This is a genomic window from Pseudomonas sp. 5C2 (assembly GCF_034314155.1).
Lineage (GTDB): Bacteria > Pseudomonadota > Gammaproteobacteria > Pseudomonadales > Pseudomonadaceae > Aquipseudomonas.
Genome location: NZ_JAVIWH010000002.1, coordinates 39,454 through 56,649, shown reverse-complemented (window position 1 = coordinate 56,649; position 17,196 = coordinate 39,454). Strand labels below are relative to the sequence as shown.

14 protein-coding genes are annotated in these 17,196 nt (G+C 58.2%); 5 read left to right on the top strand and 9 right to left on the bottom strand.

Annotation, left to right across the window (positions count from 1 at the left end):
- Positions 1–19: 19 nt before the first annotated feature.
- Positions 20–619, bottom strand: a complete 600-nt coding sequence (locus RGU44_RS00860) for a CoA pyrophosphatase (RefSeq protein ID WP_322178151.1) — start codon at positions 617–619, stop codon at positions 20–22.
- A 169-nt stretch (positions 620–788) separates the two neighbouring features.
- Here RGU44_RS00860 and RGU44_RS00855 point away from each other — a divergent pair, with 169 nt between their 5' ends.
- Complete coding sequence (locus RGU44_RS00855; RefSeq protein ID WP_322178150.1) at positions 789–1,340, top strand: NUDIX hydrolase; 552 nt, start codon at positions 789–791, stop codon at positions 1,338–1,340.
- Between the two features lie 58 nt (positions 1,341–1,398).
- Entirely contained in the window at positions 1,399–1,962 is a 564-nt protein-coding gene (locus RGU44_RS00850) for a L,D-transpeptidase family protein (protein ID WP_322178149.1), read from the top strand.
- A 152-nt stretch (positions 1,963–2,114) separates the two neighbouring features.
- Here the strand turns inward: RGU44_RS00850 and RGU44_RS00845 are convergent, their stop codons facing one another.
- Both RGU44_RS00845 and purL read right to left on the bottom strand, forming a co-directional pair.
- Positions 2,115–2,426: a YqfO family protein gene (locus RGU44_RS00845; RefSeq protein WP_322183052.1), complete on the bottom strand. Its 312-nt coding sequence runs from the start codon at positions 2,424–2,426 to the stop codon at positions 2,115–2,117.
- Between the two features lie 17 nt (positions 2,427–2,443).
- A complete protein-coding gene (gene purL, locus RGU44_RS00840) occupies positions 2,444–6,340 on the bottom strand; it encodes a phosphoribosylformylglycinamidine synthase (RefSeq protein WP_322215224.1) in 3,897 nt (1,298 codons plus the stop codon).
- Positions 6,341–6,530: 190 nt separating this feature from the next.
- Between purL and mltF the strand changes: the two genes are divergently transcribed.
- Positions 6,531–7,991, top strand: a complete 1,461-nt coding sequence (gene mltF, locus RGU44_RS00835) for a membrane-bound lytic murein transglycosylase MltF (RefSeq protein WP_322178147.1) — start codon at positions 6,531–6,533, stop codon at positions 7,989–7,991.
- A 31-nt stretch (positions 7,992–8,022) separates the two neighbouring features.
- Here the strand turns inward: mltF and tadA are convergent, their stop codons facing one another.
- The 6 genes from tadA to RGU44_RS00805 form a co-directional block, all read right to left on the bottom strand.
- On the bottom strand, positions 8,023–8,505 hold the full coding sequence (gene tadA / locus RGU44_RS00830) for a tRNA adenosine(34) deaminase TadA (RefSeq protein ID WP_322215223.1): 483 nt from the start codon (positions 8,503–8,505) through the stop codon (positions 8,023–8,025).
- Positions 8,505–9,878, bottom strand: coding sequence for a multicopper oxidase family protein (locus RGU44_RS00825; protein WP_322215221.1), 1,374 nt, complete (start codon positions 9,876–9,878; stop codon positions 8,505–8,507). The genes tadA and RGU44_RS00825 overlap by 1 nt, the downstream gene beginning before the upstream one ends.
- A 174-nt stretch (positions 9,879–10,052) precedes the next feature.
- Positions 10,053–11,630, bottom strand: a complete 1,578-nt coding sequence (guaA, locus tag RGU44_RS00820) for a glutamine-hydrolyzing GMP synthase (protein ID WP_322178144.1) — start codon at positions 11,628–11,630, stop codon at positions 10,053–10,055.
- Positions 11,631–11,711: 81 nt separating this feature from the next.
- Positions 11,712–13,181, bottom strand: coding sequence for an IMP dehydrogenase (gene guaB, locus RGU44_RS00815; protein ID WP_219061145.1), 1,470 nt, complete (start codon positions 13,179–13,181; stop codon positions 11,712–11,714).
- A gap of 84 nt (positions 13,182–13,265) precedes the next feature.
- Positions 13,266–13,823: a sugar ABC transporter ATPase gene (locus tag RGU44_RS00810; protein ID WP_322178143.1), complete on the bottom strand. Its 558-nt coding sequence runs from the start codon at positions 13,821–13,823 to the stop codon at positions 13,266–13,268.
- A gap of 68 nt (positions 13,824–13,891) precedes the next feature.
- Positions 13,892–14,671, bottom strand: a complete 780-nt coding sequence (locus RGU44_RS00805) for a sulfite exporter TauE/SafE family protein (RefSeq protein ID WP_322215220.1) — start codon at positions 14,669–14,671, stop codon at positions 13,892–13,894.
- Positions 14,672–14,785: 114 nt separating this feature from the next.
- Here RGU44_RS00805 and xseA point away from each other — a divergent pair, with 114 nt between their 5' ends.
- Both xseA and RGU44_RS00795 read left to right on the top strand, forming a co-directional pair.
- Positions 14,786–16,165, top strand: a complete 1,380-nt coding sequence (gene xseA, locus RGU44_RS00800) for an exodeoxyribonuclease VII large subunit (protein ID WP_322217719.1) — start codon at positions 14,786–14,788, stop codon at positions 16,163–16,165.
- A 7-nt stretch (positions 16,166–16,172) separates the two neighbouring features.
- On the top strand, positions 16,173–17,015 hold the full coding sequence (locus tag RGU44_RS00795; protein WP_322178141.1) for a peptidoglycan DD-metalloendopeptidase family protein: 843 nt from the start codon (positions 16,173–16,175) through the stop codon (positions 17,013–17,015).
- Positions 17,016–17,196 lie beyond the last annotated feature (181 nt).

Below are 17,196 nucleotides of genomic sequence, written 5' to 3'. Positions count from 1 at the left end.
CGCAGGCCGTGGGTAAGTATCAAATATTGATAAAACGCTCAGGCGGCGTGTGCAGGCTGATGTCGGCGTCGTACAGCACATTGACCAGTTCGACGATCATGATCGCTGTCAGACCCCATATTTTGAATTCACCGAAACGATAGCTGGGCACATACCAACTACGACCCTGGTAATCGATACGGTGAGTATGCTCACGCGGGTCCTCGCGAAAGAACGCCAGAGGCACGCTGAAGACAGCCGCAATCTCGGCATCGTTGGCCTGGTATTCGACAAAGTCAGGGATGATGCCTACGTAAGGCGTGACCCTGATTCCGTGCAAAGAGATCAACGGACTGAGCGGGCCGATCACCTCGACCAGACCAGGCGGCAGACCGATTTCTTCCTCGGCCTCACGCAAGGCCGTAAAAATCAGGTCCGGGTCTTCGGGATCACGCCGCCCACCAGGGAAGGCGACTTCGCCGCCATGGGTCGAAAGCCCGCTGGCGCGCAGGGTCAGGATCAACTCCGGCTCATCACTCCGAGTGATGGGCACTAGGACAGCGGCCTCGGGGAAACGTCGATCCGTTTCCAGAGTACGCGGCGTATGACTGCTTACACGGCGAAGTAGCTCGTCCAGCATGGGAAATCTCGATCTGTTGCCTAACTGGCATAATGCACCAAAGCGGCGATACGCCCAACCCCTTGTAGGACAACCCGGCAACTGATTGGACCTGCTTGTGTAAGCTCAGCTTGCCGACCCCGGTGCGGCACGCCAAGATAGCGACTGATTTCAGGAATCGACGTTCAGCATGAAATTCTGCAGCCAGTGCGGCAACCCGGTCATTCAGCGCATCCCCGAAGGCGATAGCCGCTTACGTTACGTCTGCGAGCATTGCCAGACCGTCCATTATCAGAACCCTAATATCGTCGCCGGGAGCCTGCCAATCTGGGGCTCGCAGGTGCTTCTATGCCGTCGCGCCATCGAGCCGCGCATGGGGTACTGGACCTTACCAGCCGGTTTCATGGAAAACGGGGAAACGGTCGAACAGGCCGCCCGCCGCGAAACGGCGGAAGAAGCCTGCGCCACGCTGCGCAACCTGAGCCTGTACATGCTGGTCGATGTACCGCACATCAGTCAGGTACACGTGTTTTATCGCGCCGAGCTGGTAGATCTGGAGTTTGCCGCCGGGGTAGAGAGCCTGGAGGTGCGGCTTTTCGACGAGGCTGACATTCCATGGTCCGAGCTGGCTTTCATGACGGTAAAACGTACCTTAGAATGCTTCTTTGCCGACCGGATCCAGCAGGTCTACCCAGTGCGAACTGAGTCTCTGGCACCGTTGCAGCAGATAAAAAAGACCTAATTACTCCGCGGGCAGCGCGTGTAGCGCTGCCCATACATTGCTCAGGGATACCGTTTCGATGCGTTGGTTGCTTGCCCTTTTATGTAGTTGCGTCGTTCCGCTGTCTCAAGCTGCATTCACCGAAACCAGACTGCCCAAGGGCAGTGAACAGAGGTTCATTGGTGGAGCAGTCATCAACACGCACAGCATCGCTGCTCAAAACATCGATAAAATACTGATTCTGAAATCGGCACATCAACTGCAGTTGATCAGCGACGGCGCGGCGCTCAAGACCTACCGCATTTCGCTGGGTAAAGTGCCCAAGGGGCAAAAGCTTCGAGAAGGCGACAAGCGCACCCCGGAAGGTCTTTACTGGCTGGACTGGCGCAAGGTCAGCGACAGTTACAACCTGTCGATGCATATCTCCTACCCGAACATCAGCGACTCGGCGCGCGCCCGACGCGATGGCGTCAGCCCGGGCAGCATGATCATGATCCACGGCACGCCGGTCAACGATGATTACCCGGAGTGGTATTTCCAGACCCTGGACTGGACCGACGGCTGCATCGCCATGAAAAATACCGACATGCGCGAGCTCTGGGATCTGGTCAAAGACGGCACCATGGTCGAGATCCGCCCCTGACTATTCTGATTGACGCGGCGTCCTCCCTGATACCTCCCGGCTCAGTACTCCGCCATTCTGTAGGCACTGCAGGACCGCTTTGTACTCCATCGCAGCCCGGTCAGCGCCTACTGTCTGCCGGCCAGAGGCAACATGAATCTGGTCCGGCTGATTCAGAAATCCGCCAGCTTCCATACTTCGTAAGCTGGCGTTTCATAGGGATGGCTCTGCTTTAGAGCCATCACTGCCTGAGCGATCAACTCGTCAGCCACTACCAACTCGACCTTCCATTCCTCCACCTGCTCGATCTCGCCTGCCTGCCCAATAAACGGCTGACTGCCGTCCAGCGGGCGAAACTGGCCTTGACCCAGCACCTGCCATGAGCAGTTGTCGTAAGCCCCGATTCGCCCGGCACCTGCGGCGAATACGGCACTCTTGACCACCTCTACATGGCTCGGTGGAACGAAGAAGCTGAGCTTGTACATGGCTCGACCGTTGTCTGTCAGTTCACCCATACCCGCGCATTACGGAACATGCGCATCCAGGCGCCGTCTTCATCCCACTCTTCCGGACACCAGGAGTTCTGTACGGCACGGAACACACGCTCAGGGTGCGGCATCATGATGGTGACGCGACCGTCACGGCTGGTGAGACCCGTAATCCCGCGCGGCGAACCGTTCGGGTTGGCAGGGTAGGTTTCGGTGACCTTGCCATGGTTGTCGACAAACCGCATGGCTACACATCCGGACACATCAGCTTCGAGCAACGCGTTTTCGTTGCGGAACTCAGCCAGACCCTCACCGTGAGCAATGGCGATCGGCATGCGCGAACCGGCCATACCCTGTAGGAAGATCGACGCTGATTCCTGAACCTGAACCATCGCTACCCGTGCTTCGAACTGCTCAGAGCGGTTGCGCACGAAGTGAGGCCAGAACTCGCTGCCTGGAACCAGTTCGCGAAGGTTGGACAACATCTGGCAACCGTTACACACGCCAAGGGTGAAGCTGTCCTGACGCTCGAAGAAGTTCTGGAAAGCATCCCGCGCGCGACTGTTGAACAGGGCCGACTTGGCCCAGCCTTCGCCCGCGCCGAGCACGTCGCCGTAGGAGAAACCACCGCAGGCCACCAGACCTTTGAACTCATTCAGATCAACGCTACCGGCAAGAATATCGCTCATGTGTACGTCGATGGCGTTGAAGCCGGCGCGATCGAACGCCGCCGCCATCTCGACCTGACCGTTGACGCCCTGCTCACGCAGAACCGCCACTTGCGGACGAATGCCTTTCTTGATGTACGGCGCGCTGATGTTTTCGTTCACATCGAAGCCCAGCTTGATACTCAGGCCAGGGTTGTCTTCTTCAAGCAGTACGTCGAACTCTTGCTCGGCGCATTCGACGTTGTCACGCAGACGCTGGATTTGATAACTGGTCTCGGCCCACTGACGTTGCAGCGAACGACGTTGACCGGCAAACACCGGATCACCGTTGAAGCTGACCGCCACTTCATCGTTGTTCACCGGCTGACCGATGACCGCGACGCAATCCTGAAGCCCGGCCGCGCTGAACTGCGCAAGCACCACCGGCGTATCATCCTGGTGAACCTGAATCACTGCGCCCAGCTCTTCGTTGAACAGGATGGCTGCCAGTTCGGCGGAGGTTTCTGCCAGGCTGTCCAGGTACAGGTTCAAACCGCAGTGGCCGGCGAAGGCCATTTCCAGAGTGGTAACCAACAGACCACCGTCGGAACGGTCGTGATAAGCCAGCAAGTGGCCGTCAGCATTCAGACCCTGGATCACAGCGAAGAACGCCTTGAGGTCTTCAGCATCATCCACGTCGGGTGCGACACGACCCAACTTGCCGTGAACCTGGGCGAGAATCGAGGCGCCCATGCGGTTCTGACCACGACCCAGATCAATCAGGATCAGATCGGTTTCGCCCTTGTCCATGCGCAGCTCTGGCGTCAGGGTCTGGCGGATGTCGACCACCGGGGCAAAGCCGGTCACGATCAACGACAGCGGCGACGTCACGCTCTTCTCGGTGCCGTCATCGCGCCACTGGGTTTTCATGGACATTGAGTCCTTGCCCACCGGGATGGTGATGCCCAGTTCAGGGCACAACTCCATGCCAACCGCTTTCACTGTGTCATACAAACGGGCGTCTTCACCGGGGTGACCGGCAGCGGACATCCAGTTGGCCGACAGTTTGATGTCGGAAATTTTCGCAATGCGTGAAGCGACGATGTTGGTCAGGGTCTCGCCAATCGCCATACGCCCGGACGCCGGAGCGTCCAGCAGCGCCAGCGGCGTACGCTCGCCCATGGCCATGGCTTCACCGGTGTTCACATCGAAACTGGTAGCAGTCACGGCACAGTCGGCCACGGGCACTTGCCACGGACCTACCATTTGATCGCGAGCAACCAGACCGGTGATGGTCCGGTCGCCGATGGTGATCAGGAAGCTTTTGCTGGCGACGGCCGGGTGATGCAAAACGCGCTGCACACACTCGTCGATATCCAGGGTGCTCGGGTCGAAATCATCGCCCAGTTCGCTTTCGCGAGTCGCCGAACGGTGCATGCGCGGCGCCTTGCCCAGCAGCACTTCCAGCGGCATGTCCACCGGGCTGTTGCCGAAGTGGCTGTCGGTCACCGTCAGTTGCGGCTCGGCAGTGGCTTCACCGACGACGGCAAACGGGCAACGCTCACGTTCGCAAATGGCTTTGAAGCGCTCGAAATCCGCAGCGCCAACCGCCATCACATAACGTTCTTGTGATTCGTTGCTCCAGATTTCCAGCGGGGCCATGCCCGGCTCGTCATTTGGAATGTTGCGCAGCTCGAAACGACCGCCTCGTCCGCCATCGTTGACCAGTTCAGGGAAGGCATTGGACAGACCGCCCGCGCCGACGTCATGGATAAAGCTGATCGGGTTTTGATCGCCCAACTGCCAGCAACGGTCGATCACTTCCTGACAGCGACGCTCCATTTCAGGGTTTTCACGCTGAACCGAAGCAAAATCCAGATCCGCCGAGCTGGTGCCGGTCGCCATCGATGACGCTGCACCGCCACCCAGACCAATCAACATGGCCGGACCACCGAGCACGATCAGCTTGGAGCCGACAGTGATCTCGGCTTTCTGTACGTGTTCATCACGGATGTTGCCCATACCGCCAGCCAGCATGATCGGCTTGTGGTAACCACGGACTTCATCGCCGTGCGGGGTGCTGATCGATTGTTCGAAGGTGCGGAAGTAACCGGTCAGGGCCGGACGCCCAAATTCGTTGTTGAACGCCGCGCCGCCCAGCGGGCCTTCAAGCATGATGTCCAGCGCCGTCACGATGCGCTCGGGTTTGCCGTAAGGCACTTCCCACGGCTGTTCAAAACCGGGAATCAGCAGGTTCGACACGGTAAAACCGGTCAGGCCGGCTTTTGGCTTGGCGCCGCGACCGGTCGCACCCTCGTCACGAATCTCGCCGCCGGAGCCGGTAGAGGCACCCGGGAACGGAGCAATCGCGGTTGGGTGGTTGTGGGTCTCGACCTTCATCAAGATGTGCACCGGCTCCTGCACCGCGCCGTACTGACGGGTTTCAGGGTTCGGGAAGAAACGACCCGCCACAGGGCCTTCGATGACCGCAGCGTTGTCCTTATAGGCAGAGAGGACACCTTCGCCATGCATCTGGAAAGTGTTCTTGATCATGCCGAACAGGCTTTTTTCCTGGTTCTGGCCGTCGATATCCCAGCTGGCATTGAAGATTTTGTGGCGGCAATGCTCAGAGTTGGCCTGGGCGAACATCATCAATTCGATGTCATGGGGATTGCGCCCCAATGTCTCGAAGCTGGTCACCAAATAATCGATTTCATCATCGGCCAGGGCCAGGCCCAGCTCGATGTTGGCTTTTTCCAGCGCCACGCGACCGCCACCCAGAACATCGATGGCCGTCAGCGGCTTGGGTTCGGCATGGCGGAACAGACTGGCGGCCTGTTCCAGCGTGCCCAACACCAGCTGCGTCATGCGGTCATGCAGAGCGCCAGCAATCAGCTCGGCCTCGACGTCGCTGAACTGGCCTTCTACATAGAAAGCGATACCGCGCTCAAGGCGCTGAATTTTTGCCAGACCGCAGTTGCGGGCAATATCGCTGGCCTTGCTCGACCAGGGTGAGATAGTGCCAAAACGCGGCAACACCAGAAACAGCCGGCCGCTCGGCTCTTGAACCGGCACACTCGGGCCGTATTTCAGAAGGCGGGCAAGGACCTGCTGTTCTTCATCGGTCAGAACGCCAGTGACCTCAGCGAAGTGGGCGAATTCAGCGTACAAGCCACTGACAGCTGAAACTTTTTGTTTCAGCTGCTCAAGTAATTTGCTGTGGCGGAAGGCAGAAAGGGCAGGAGCACCGCGCAGGATCAACATCTTCGGGACAGCCTCGGGAAGGGGTGTGCTTTGAGGCCATACATTCTAGCCTAAACCGCCCCTTTCAGCACCCAGAACGGTGGTTTCCAGCATCGCCTGATGTCGGTGACCCGAGAACGACTCCGCTCTATCAGACAAGGCCCTCACTGTCGAGATATGGCGGTCGGGGTCCTTTGAGTATACTGCACCTATGTTTTCCCAATCCGCTTTCCGCCCGCGCTGTGCCAAATGGCTCATCGCAACCGGACTCTTCCTAATGCTCGGCGCCTGTGTTGATAAACCCAACACACTGGAGCGAGTCAAGGAGGACGGCATTCTGCGCGTGGTCACTCGTAACAGCCCGGCCACTTATTTCCAGGATCGCAACGGTGAAACCGGTTTCGAATACGAGCTGGTCAAGCGCTTCGCCAAGGATCTTGGGGTCGAACTGAAGATCGAAACCGCCGACAATCTTGATGATTTATTCGATCAGTTGCAGAAGCCCGGAGGCCCAGTGCTGGCTGCTGCGGGCCTGGTCGCTACCGACACACGCAAGCTGCAAGCCCGTTTTTCCCATCCGTACCTGCAAGTCACCCCCCAGATCATCTACCGCAACGGCCAGTCGCGCCCGACCGACGCTGGCGATTTGATCGGAAAGAAGATCATGGTGCTCAAGGGCAGCAGCCATGCCGAACAGCTGGCCGCACTGAAACTGAAAATGCCGACACTGGAGTACGAAGAGTCCGACGCAGTGGAAGTGGTCGATCTGCTGCGCATGGTGGATGAGGGCCAAATTGACCTGACCCTGGTCGACTCCAATGAATTGGCAATGAATCAGGTGTACTTCCCGAACGTGCGCGTTGCCTTCGACCTGGGCGATAGCCGTGATCAGCGCTGGGCCGTCGCGCTGGGCGAAGACAACAGCCTGCTGAACGAGATCAACAACTTCCTCGACAAAGTCGAGAAGAACGGCACGCTACAGCGCTTGAAAGATCGCTATTACGGGCATGTCGACGTCCTTGGATACATGGGGGCCTACACCTTCGCCCAACACCTTCAGCAGCGTTTGCCGCACTATGAAAAACATTTCCGGTCGGCAGGCAAGGAAGAGCAGGTGGATTGGCGATTGCTGGCTGCCATCGGTTATCAGGAATCGTTATGGCAGCCCAGCGTCACGTCAAAAACCGGCGTACGGGGTTTGATGATGCTGACCCAAAACACGGCGCAGGCCATGGGTGTGTCCAACCGGTTGGATGCCAAGCAAAGCATCGACGGCGGCTCAAAGTACTTTGCCTACATGAAGGATCAGTTGGACGACAAGATTCAGGAACCTGACCGTACATGGTTAGCACTTGCGGCCTATAACGTCGGTAGCGGTCATCTGGACGATGCGCGCAAATTGGCCGAGAACGAAGGCCTGAATCCAAATAAATGGCTGGACGTAAAAAAAATGTTACCGCGTCTAGCGCAAAAAAAATGGTTCAGCAAAACCCGTTACGGTTATGCCCGAGGCGGCGAACCCGTGCACTTTGTCGCCAACATCCGTCGCTATTACGACATCCTCACATGGGTCACCCAGCCGCAGCTTGAAGGCAGTCAGGTCGCCGACGGCAACCTGCATGTGCCGGGCGTGGACAAGACCAAACCGACTGAAGAAAACCCGACGCTTTAAGCGTCGGCTCAGGCCTATCGCGCCAGCGAACTCAACTCTTCGCCCGGCGCATCTTGAAGAACTCACTCAGCATCCTCCCGCATTCCTCCGCCAGCACCCCCCCTTCGAACAACACCCGATGGTTGAGAAAGGCCTGACTGAAAAACTGCCCCTGACTCTGAACAATACCGGCCTTGGGTTCGAGCGCACCGTACACCACACGAGCGATGCGTGAATGCACAATCAGGCCCGCGCACATGCTGCACGGTTCGAGGGTGACGTAGAGGGTGCTGCCCGGTAGCCGATAATTACTGAGCGCCTGAGCTGCGGAGCGAATGGCGACCATCTCGGCGTGGGCGCTGGGGTCGCTGCCGCTGATAGGGCAATTGAACCCGCGTCCGAAAATTTCGCCGTTCTGCACCACTATTGCGCCCACGGGCACTTCACCCAAGGCTGCGCCCTGCGAGGCCAGCGCCATTGCCTCACGCATGAAATGTTGATCCTGACTGCGATCAATAATCTGCGACTGCCTCATCAGGACACCTCTATTGCGGCCATTAGCCCGGTTTCCATGTGGTCGATCACATGGCAGTGGAACATCCACACGCCCGGATTATCGGCTACCAGCGCGACACGTGCCCGCTCGTTTTTACCGAGCAGGTAGGTGTCGGTGAAGTACGGAATGATCGTCCTGCGGTTCGACCCGATGACCTTGAAACTCATGCCGTGCAAGTGGATCGGGTGCTGATACTGGGTCATGTTCTTCAACTCGAAGATGTAGCTTCTACCCTTTTGCAGCTTGGCGATGGGCCGGTCGGCGCAGGTCTTGTCGGTGATATCCCATGCCTTGCCATTGATCTGCCACAAGCTCGGTGGTGCACCATTGTCGACATTCACCGACACGGAGCCCACCCATTCGAAATTGAAGTTGAGCTTCTCGGCGCTAGCCATGTCAGGTTCGGAAACCGGATTGACCGGCAACGCCGGAGGCCATTCGCCAGCTGCGTCGCTGTTGGCAACCGAACGAAAGGTTCCCAGACGTACCGGACCATTGCGCAGCGAAATCTCTTCACCCGCCGCTGGCGCCTTGATCGCCAGACAAATGCGCATGCCCGGCCCCAGCCAATATTCCTTACCCAACGGCCGTGGCTTGACCGGATTACCGTCCAGCGCGTAGATCTGCGCCTCGACACCGGGCATGTTCAGGCGATAAGTCAGGGTATTGTCGAGATTGAGTAGCCTGACCCGGACAATCTGCCCGGCAGGCAAGTCAATGACGGCCTGCGGCACGCCATTAATAGTCGATAATCGCCCCGCCGTACCGCCGCGCGCGGCTTCACGAGGCACACTGAAAGCGGTGAACGCCCCCTCTTCGTCAACATGCCAGCTTTTCAGGCTCAGGGTCCGCTCATGCAGGAAACCGGTCGGCTCACGCTCTTCGACGATCAACGGCCCGACCAGCCCGCGACCCAACTCTTCACTGCTATTCACATGTGGGTGATACCAGTAGCTGCCAGCGTCCGGCACGCGAAACCTGTAATCGAAATACTCCCCCGGCAACACAGGCAGCTGCGAAACGTACGGCACGCCGTCCATTTCCAGCGGCAAACGGATCCCGTGCCAGTGAATCGTGGTCGGCACCAGCAGCTTGTTGATGAACCGTACTCGCAGCCACTCGCCCTGACGCACCCGCAACTCAGTGCCCGGCGCAGAGCCACCGAATGCCCAGGCCGGCGTCTGATGGCCAGACACCAGCTCCAGATCCAATGGCGCGGCAATCAGCTCGTAGTCGTGGCCCGCCTCGGAATTCCTGCGCCCCAGCCAATAGCGCGAAGCGCCACCTGCGCCCAAACCAACCACGGCAAGACCGGCCAGACCTCCGAGTATTTGTCGACGGGTAAAGGACATAAGCGCAAGCACCTCAAGAATAAAACAGAGCGGAGCCGGATGGCCCGCACACACCTGAGAACAGATGCCAAGGGCGAATACGATACACCTGCATTTGAAAAAAAATAAGGGCAGCCTAGGCTGCCCTTATAGATTGAATCATTTCAGCGCTGCAAAGCTGCCGCCGCGATCAGATCATTCCCACTCAATAGTCGCTGGCGGCTTGCTCGACACGTCGTACGTGACGCGGGAGATGCCTTCGATTTCATTGATGATGCGGCCGCTGACGGTTTCCAGCAGCTCGTAAGGCAGGTGCGCCCAACGTGCGGTCATGAAGTCGACGGTTTCCACTGCACGCAGGGCGACAACCCAAGCGTAACGACGGGCATCGCCCACCACACCGACCGATTTAACCGGCTGGAACACCACGAATGCCTGGCTGACCTTGTGATACCAGTCAGCCTTGCGCAGCTCTTCGATGAAAATGTGGTCAGCGCGACGCAACAGGTCGGCGTATTCCCTTTTCACTTCACCGAGAATCCGTACACCGAGACCCGGGCCCGGGAATGGGTGACGGTAAACCATGTCGTACGGCAGGCCGAGTTCGAGACCCAGGCGGCGGACTTCATCCTTGAACAGTTCGCGCAACGGCTCGACCAGTTTCAGGTTCATCTCGTCCGGCAAGCCACCCACGTTGTGGTGCGACTTGATCACATGAGCCTTGCCGCTTTTCGCGCCAGCCGACTCGATCACGTCCGGGTAGATGGTGCCCTGAGCCAGGTACTTGATGTTGTCCAGCTTGCAGGATTCGGCATCGAACACATCGATGAAGGTACGACCGATGATTTTGCGCTTCTTCTCTGGATCGCTTTCGCCCGCCAGATTATCGAGGAACTGATCGGCAGCGTTGGCGCGGATCACTTTGACACCCATGTTCTCGGCGAACATGGCCATCACTTGCTCGCCTTCGTGCAGACGCAGCAGGCCGTTGTCGACGAATACGCAGGTCAGTTGATCGCCGATGGCTTTGTGCAGCAATGCCGCAACCACCGAAGAATCGACACCGCCGGACAGACCGAGCAGCACGTTATCGGTGCCAACCAGGGCACGGACATGCGCGATGGCGTCTTCAGCGATGTGCGACGGCGTCCACAACGCTTCGCAGCCGCAGATGTCGAGAATGAAGCGCGACAGGATGCGACCGCCCTGCTTGGTATGGGTTACTTCCGGGTGGAACTGCACACCGTAGTAGCCGCGCGAGTCGTCGGCCATGCCGGCAATCGAGCAACTCGGGGTGCTTGCCAGCACGTGAAAGCCTTCAGGGATTTCAGTCACTTTGTCGCCGTGGCTCATCCACACGTCAAGGCCGTAAAGACCGTCTGGATCAACGTGATCTTCAATACCATCGAGGAGGCGGCTCTTGCCAACCACATCGACTCGGGCGTAACCGAATTCGCGCAGCTCGGAACCTTCCACCCGACCGCCCAGCTGTTCAGCCATGGTCTGCATGCCGTAGCAAATTCCGAAAACTGGCACGTTCAGGTCAAACACGGCCTTTGGCGCACGCGGGCTATCAGCTTCGTGTACGGACTCAGGGCCACCGGCGAGAATGATCCCGCGTGGGTTGAATGCGCGAATCGCTTCGTCGTCCATGTCGAACGGATGCAGCTCGCAATACACGCCGATCTCACGCACGCGGCGGGCAATCAGTTGGGTGTACTGGGAACCGAAGTCGAGGATCAGGATGCGGTGGGCGTGAATGTCGAGGGCCATGACTCATTCTCTCGGTGGAATTCGGAAACAACACGGGGCTGCTAGCAGCCCCGATTATTTAGATGACACTGGATAGCGCTTTTAACCTACGCGGTAGTTCGGCGCTTCTTTGGTGATCTGCACGTCGTGGACGTGGGACTCAGCCATGCCGGCACCGGTGATACGCACGAATTCTGGCTTGGTGCGCATCTCTTCGATCGTGGCGCTGCCGGTGTAACCCATGGATGAACGCAGGCCGCCCATCAATTGGTGAACGATAGCGCTCAGCGAGCCTTTGTAAGCGACCCGGCCTTCGATGCCTTCCGGCACCAGCTTCTCGGCACCCTCGGAAGAGTCCTGGAAGTAACGGTCAGATGAGCCCTGCGCCTGAGACATCGCACCCAACGAACCCATACCGCGGTAAGCCTTGTAGGAGCGACCCTGGAACAGTTCGATTTCACCTGGCGCCTCTTCGGTACCGGCAAACATCGAGCCCATCATCACGCAGGAAGCACCGGCCACGATGGCTTTGGACAGGTCACCCGAATAACGGATGCCGCCATCGGCGATCAACGGAACGCCCGTGCCTTCAAGGGCCGCGGCGACGTTGGCGATGGCGCTGATTTGCGGCACGCCGACACCGGCAACGATGCGCGTGGTGCAGATGGAGCCAGGACCGATACCGACCTTGACCGCATCGGCACCCGCTTCAGCCAACGCCTTGGCAGCAGCGCCGGTAGCGATGTTGCCGCCGATGACCTGCACTTCAGGGAAATTCTGTTTGACCCAACGGACGCGATCGATCACGCCCTTGGAGTGGCCGTGAGCGGTGTCGACCACCACCACGTCAACGCCGGCGGAAACCAGGGCTGCAACGCGTTCGGCAGTGTCCTTGCCGGTACCAACCGCAGCGCCGACACGCAGACGACCTTGATCGTCCTTGCTCGCCAATGGGTAGGCCTTGGCTTTTTCGATGTCCTTGACGGTCATCATGCCCTTGAGCGCGAACTTGTCGTCGACGATCAGGACTTTTTCCAGACGATGCCTGTGCAGCAGCTCACGCACTTCGTTCTTGTCGGCGCCTTCACGAACAGTGACGAGACGCTCTTTAGGCGTCATCACTTCCCGAACAGGAACATCCAGACGGTTTTCGAAGCGCACATCCCGAGACGTCACGATGCCGACCAGGTCGCCATTGTGCATCACCGGTACGCCGGAAATATTGTGCAGATGCGTCAGTTCGAACAGATCACGTACCGTGGCATCTGCCTCGATGGTAATGGGGTCCTTGACTACACCGGCTTCGAACTTCTTGACCTTACGCACTTCGGCAGCTTGCTGCTCGATGGTCATGTTCTTGTGGATAATACCGATACCACCTTCCTGAGCCATGGCAATTGCCAGACGGGCTTCAGTCACGGTATCCATCGCGGCAGAGACCAGCGGAATATTAAGCTCGATGCCACGTGTCAAACGTGTCTTCAAACTAACTTCGTTAGGAAGCACCTCGGAATAACCGGGCACTAGGAGAATGTCGTCGAAGGTTAGAGCTTCTTGGCTGATACGCAGCATCGCGGGGGCTCCCGAGCGGGAAATTGGAAGCGCGCCATTATACCCATACGGACCTGCCTGCTCAATGTAAACCTCAGCCTATTATCAATCAGCGTCCAAATGCACGTTGACTAACGAAACCGGACGATCCAGACGCTCGGCGAATTCATCGAGAAAGCTCTGCTTGAACGAGGCGTCCAGCCAGTTATTGAAGATAAAACCCAGGTTGGAAAAACCGCAGGCTTGCAGGAACAGAAAGCCATTGATGTCGTCTTCATGCCCGCATTCCGGGCAGATGAAGTTATCGGTGTGCCCCGGCATCCACTCTTCCAGACTGTCGAACAGTGCTTCACCCACTTCTTTTCTGCATTCAGGGCAGCCAGCCTCTTCAGCGAAATCGGTCAGCGGAGTAAAGATACAACGCTTGGTGACGATCTCCAGACCGTTGATCGCTTGCCCGAATGGCAGGGCATCAGGATTCTCGACGACATCACGGGCACCGGGCGCAACGGCATAGGCCATCTTGCTGAAACTGCGGCCGCAGGTGGTCAATTCTTGCTCGATGATGTTCTTGTTCATCAGCCAGCGCAGGATCAGCCGGGCTCGGGCCTCGTGAGCCGGAAAGTCGGAAATCTGCGGGACGATGATGCTCTGGGTATTCATGGATGACGCCTATTGCTGCTACTTAATAAGGCAGCTTAATCCCCCCCCCTTTCAGGTCAAGTGCTGGCTCATGTGGAGAGGTAGCGACCGATCAATGCAATACCACTGGCCAGCACCAGCCACGTGACCAGACGCACAAAGGCCTCACGCGACAATTTCATGATCAGTGAGCGGCCAATCCACGAACCCACGACCATCGCCGGAAACAAACACGCGGCCAGCATCAGCAACGGCATTTCGGCGTACACCCCCGCCAGCATAAACAGGCTCAACCGGACGATGGTGCTGCAACTGATCAACACGGCCTGGGTCGCCCGCGCCTGCACCTTGGAAGGCAAACGGCTGTTAAGGTAAATCGCGTAAAGAAAGCCACCACTGCCAAATAGCGCACCGAACAGGCCGCCAATGGTGCCCATCGGTATCGCCCAGCCCGCCGCGAGCTGTGTCGGACGAACTTTTACCCCTAGGCTATAAAGCGCGTAAGCGGTAATGAACAATCCCATCAGCAACAGCAAGACATCGGATTTAAGGTTGAGCAGAAACACCACGCCCAAGGTGCAGCCCACCGCCATGCAGGGCAGCAGGCGCAGGAGCTCAGCCTTGACCACCGATCGGCGCGAAGGCAGCAGATTGCCGAACGCAGCGATGAAATCCAGCAATACCAACAACGGAATGATCCGCGACAACGCCATGAAATTGATCAGCACCGGTCCAGCAACCAACGCCGTACCAAACCCGGCGATACCAAATACGATGTACGCGCCTATCACGCCCAGCTCGATCAGCACCCAGTCGAGGGGCGTGAACGCCAATTGATTGAACAACCCGGTTAAATCGGCAAAGGTCATCGAGATTCATCCATGAAGTTATCCGTGCCGACTGTAACCAGCGAGCGGTATGCTCGACTAGATAAAACCACCACTACCTATCCTATATAAAGGCATGCCTTTATCATGCTCGCCATGATCAAAGACCCCTTCGCAAGACTCGGCCTCGACCGGGAAGTCCTCACCGTCAGCCAGCTCAACGGCCGCGCACGCGTGCTGCTGGAGGATGTGTTCAGTAATATCTGGGTTGAAGGCGAAATCTCCAATCTGTCCCGCCCGGCGTCCGGCCATGTGTATTTCACCCTCAAGGACAGTGGCGCCCAAGTGCGTTGCGCACTGTTCCGGCAAAGCGCCGCACGGGTTCGTCAGGTGTTGAAAGACGGTCTGGCGGTGAAAGTGCGCGGCAAAGTTTCGCTGTTCGAAGGCCGTGGCGACTATCAGCTGATCCTCGACACCGTCGAACCCGCAGGTGAAGGTGCCCTGCGTCTGGCCTTCGATGCACTGAAAGACAAACTCAGCGTCGAAGGCCTGTTCAGCGCCGAACGCAAAGTGCCGTTGCCTTTGCATCCGCGTCGCATCGGCATCATCAGCTCGCCTACCGGCGCAGTGATTCGCGACATCATCAGCGTGTTCCGCCGTCGTGCACCGCAGGTGCAACTAACGTTGATCCCTACCGCAGTACAAGGTCGTGATGCTATCGCGCAAATTGTCCGCGCCTTGAAACTGGCCGACTCTCGAGGTTTTGATGCCTTGATCCTGGCCCGTGGCGGCGGCTCGCTGGAAGACTTGTGGTGCTTCAACGAAGAAGCGGTGGCCCGGGCAATCGATGCCTGTGTGACGCCGATTGTCAGCGCGGTCGGGCATGAGACCGACGTCTCGATCAGCGATTTCGTGGCCGACGTGCGGGCACCGACGCCATCGGCTGCGGCAGAGCTGCTCGCACCGGACGCCAGTGACCTGCATCGACGGGTCGATAACCTGAAGCGGCGGTTAGTCACCCGCATCCAGGATCGCTTGATGCGCGAGCGCCTGCGCCTGGAAGGCATTTCCCGACGCTTGCGTCATCCTGGCGAGCGCCTGCGCCAGCAAGCACAACGCCTGGACGATCTGGACATGCGCCTGCGTCGCGCCTTCGAACAGCACACGCAAAAACGCGCTGCGCGTCTGGCCCATCTGCAGGCCCGCCTCGCCGCCCAGCATCCAGGTCGTACCCTTGCGCTGTTGAAACAACGGCTGGACAGCTTGTCCCAACGCTTGCCTCGAGCGATTCGCGAGATCCTCAAGACCCGACGTCTGCAGCTGCAAAGCCACATGCAGACGCTGCACGTGGTCAGCCCGCTGGCAACGCTGAGCCGTGGCTACAGCATCCTGCTCGATGAACGTGGTCATGCGATTCGTAGCGCGGAACAAACCCATAACGGCCAGCGTTTGAAAGCCCGGCTTGGCGAAGGTGAATTGCAGGTGCGCGTCGAAGACAACCATCTGGCGCCTGTCACCCTCTCTCTTCTGGATTGATCTATTGATGCTGCGTTTTATTGCGCCACTATTTGCACTGTGTCTTGCCCTGCCCGCCCATGCCAGCAACGACAGTTACATCGCCCGCCTGCTGAACAAGCCGGTACCGGGCGGTGTTGCGGTCGTCGATCTGGGTACCAGCGCTCAGGCGCCGCAAGCCAGTTATCAAGGCAGGCCGGTGTTGGTGGTCAAAGAACAGGATGCGCGCTGGCTGGCGATTGTGGGTGTGCCGTTGACGATCAAGCCCGGCAGCCAACAGATCACCGCCAAAACCGCGAATGGCACACGCACCCTGAACTTCACCGTCGGCAACAAGCAATACCCAGAACAACGCATCACCCTGAAAAACCAGCGCCAGGTCAATCCCAACCCCGCCGACCTGAAACGTATCGATGGCGAACTGGCCGAGCAGATTCGCGCTTACCGCAGCTTCACGCCGGGGACGCCGAGCAACCTGCTGCTGGACAAGCCGGTGAGTGGTCCCCTTTCGAGCAAGTTCGGCGTTCGCCGTTTCTTTAATGGCGAGGAACGCAATCCCCACGCAGGTCTGGATTTCGCTGTACCGGCGGGCACCCCGATCAAATCGCCAGCCGCTGGCAAGGTGATCCTGATCGGCAATTACTTCTTTAACGGCAATACCGTGTTCGTCGACCACGGCCAGGGTTTCATCAGCATGTTCTGCCACATGTCGAAAATCGACGTGAAGGTTGGTCAGGCAGTAAGCCGTGGTGGCGTGGTAGGCAGAGTCGGCTCAACCGGCCGCGCCACCGGGCCGCATATGCATTGGAACGTCAGCCTGAACGATGCACGGGTTGATCCAGCAATTTTTATTGGTGCATTTCAACCCTGAGTTGCGCCCCCGTGGAAGACCGCGCAATTTGCGCGGTCTTTTACTTAAGATTCAGCCATAAAAACCTGTCAAAACGCTAAATCAGATGATTTATATCAATTTTTATCGAGTGCTTGCCAACTTTCACCCCAATGGTTACGGTTGACGGCATGAAAACCTCACACACCCTCATTCTATTGCG

Excerpts from the sequence above, each read along its gene's own strand:
- tadA (WP_322215223.1), bottom strand. The coding sequence starts at position 8,505 with ATGAGGCAGTCGCAGATTATTGATCGCAGTCAGGATCAACATTTCATG.
- RGU44_RS00845 (WP_322183052.1), bottom strand. The coding sequence starts at position 2,426 with ATGTACAAGCTCAGCTTCTTCGTTCCACCGAGCCATGTAGAGGTGGTC.
- RGU44_RS00795 (WP_322178141.1), top strand. The coding sequence starts at position 16,173 with ATGCTGCGTTTTATTGCGCCACTATTTGCACTGTGTCTTGCCCTGCCC.
- purL (WP_322215224.1), bottom strand. The coding sequence starts at position 6,340 with ATGTTGATCCTGCGCGGTGCTCCTGCCCTTTCTGCCTTCCGCCACAGC.
- RGU44_RS00855 (WP_322178150.1), top strand. The coding sequence starts at position 789 with ATGAAATTCTGCAGCCAGTGCGGCAACCCGGTCATTCAGCGCATCCCC.
- guaB (WP_219061145.1), bottom strand. The coding sequence starts at position 13,181 with ATGCTGCGTATCAGCCAAGAAGCTCTAACCTTCGACGACATTCTCCTA.
- RGU44_RS00825 (WP_322215221.1), bottom strand. The coding sequence starts at position 9,878 with ATGTCCTTTACCCGTCGACAAATACTCGGAGGTCTGGCCGGTCTTGCC.
- RGU44_RS00810 (WP_322178143.1), bottom strand. The coding sequence starts at position 13,823 with ATGAATACCCAGAGCATCATCGTCCCGCAGATTTCCGACTTTCCGGCT.
- RGU44_RS00805 (WP_322215220.1), bottom strand. The coding sequence starts at position 14,671 with ATGACCTTTGCCGATTTAACCGGGTTGTTCAATCAATTGGCGTTCACG.
- guaA (WP_322178144.1), bottom strand. The coding sequence starts at position 11,630 with ATGGCCCTCGACATTCACGCCCACCGCATCCTGATCCTCGACTTCGGT.
- RGU44_RS00850 (WP_322178149.1), top strand. The coding sequence starts at position 1,399 with ATGCGTTGGTTGCTTGCCCTTTTATGTAGTTGCGTCGTTCCGCTGTCT.
- xseA (WP_322217719.1), top strand. The coding sequence starts at position 14,786 with ATGATCAAAGACCCCTTCGCAAGACTCGGCCTCGACCGGGAAGTCCTC.
- mltF (WP_322178147.1), top strand. The coding sequence starts at position 6,531 with ATGTTTTCCCAATCCGCTTTCCGCCCGCGCTGTGCCAAATGGCTCATC.
- RGU44_RS00860 (WP_322178151.1), bottom strand. The coding sequence starts at position 619 with ATGCTGGACGAGCTACTTCGCCGTGTAAGCAGTCATACGCCGCGTACT.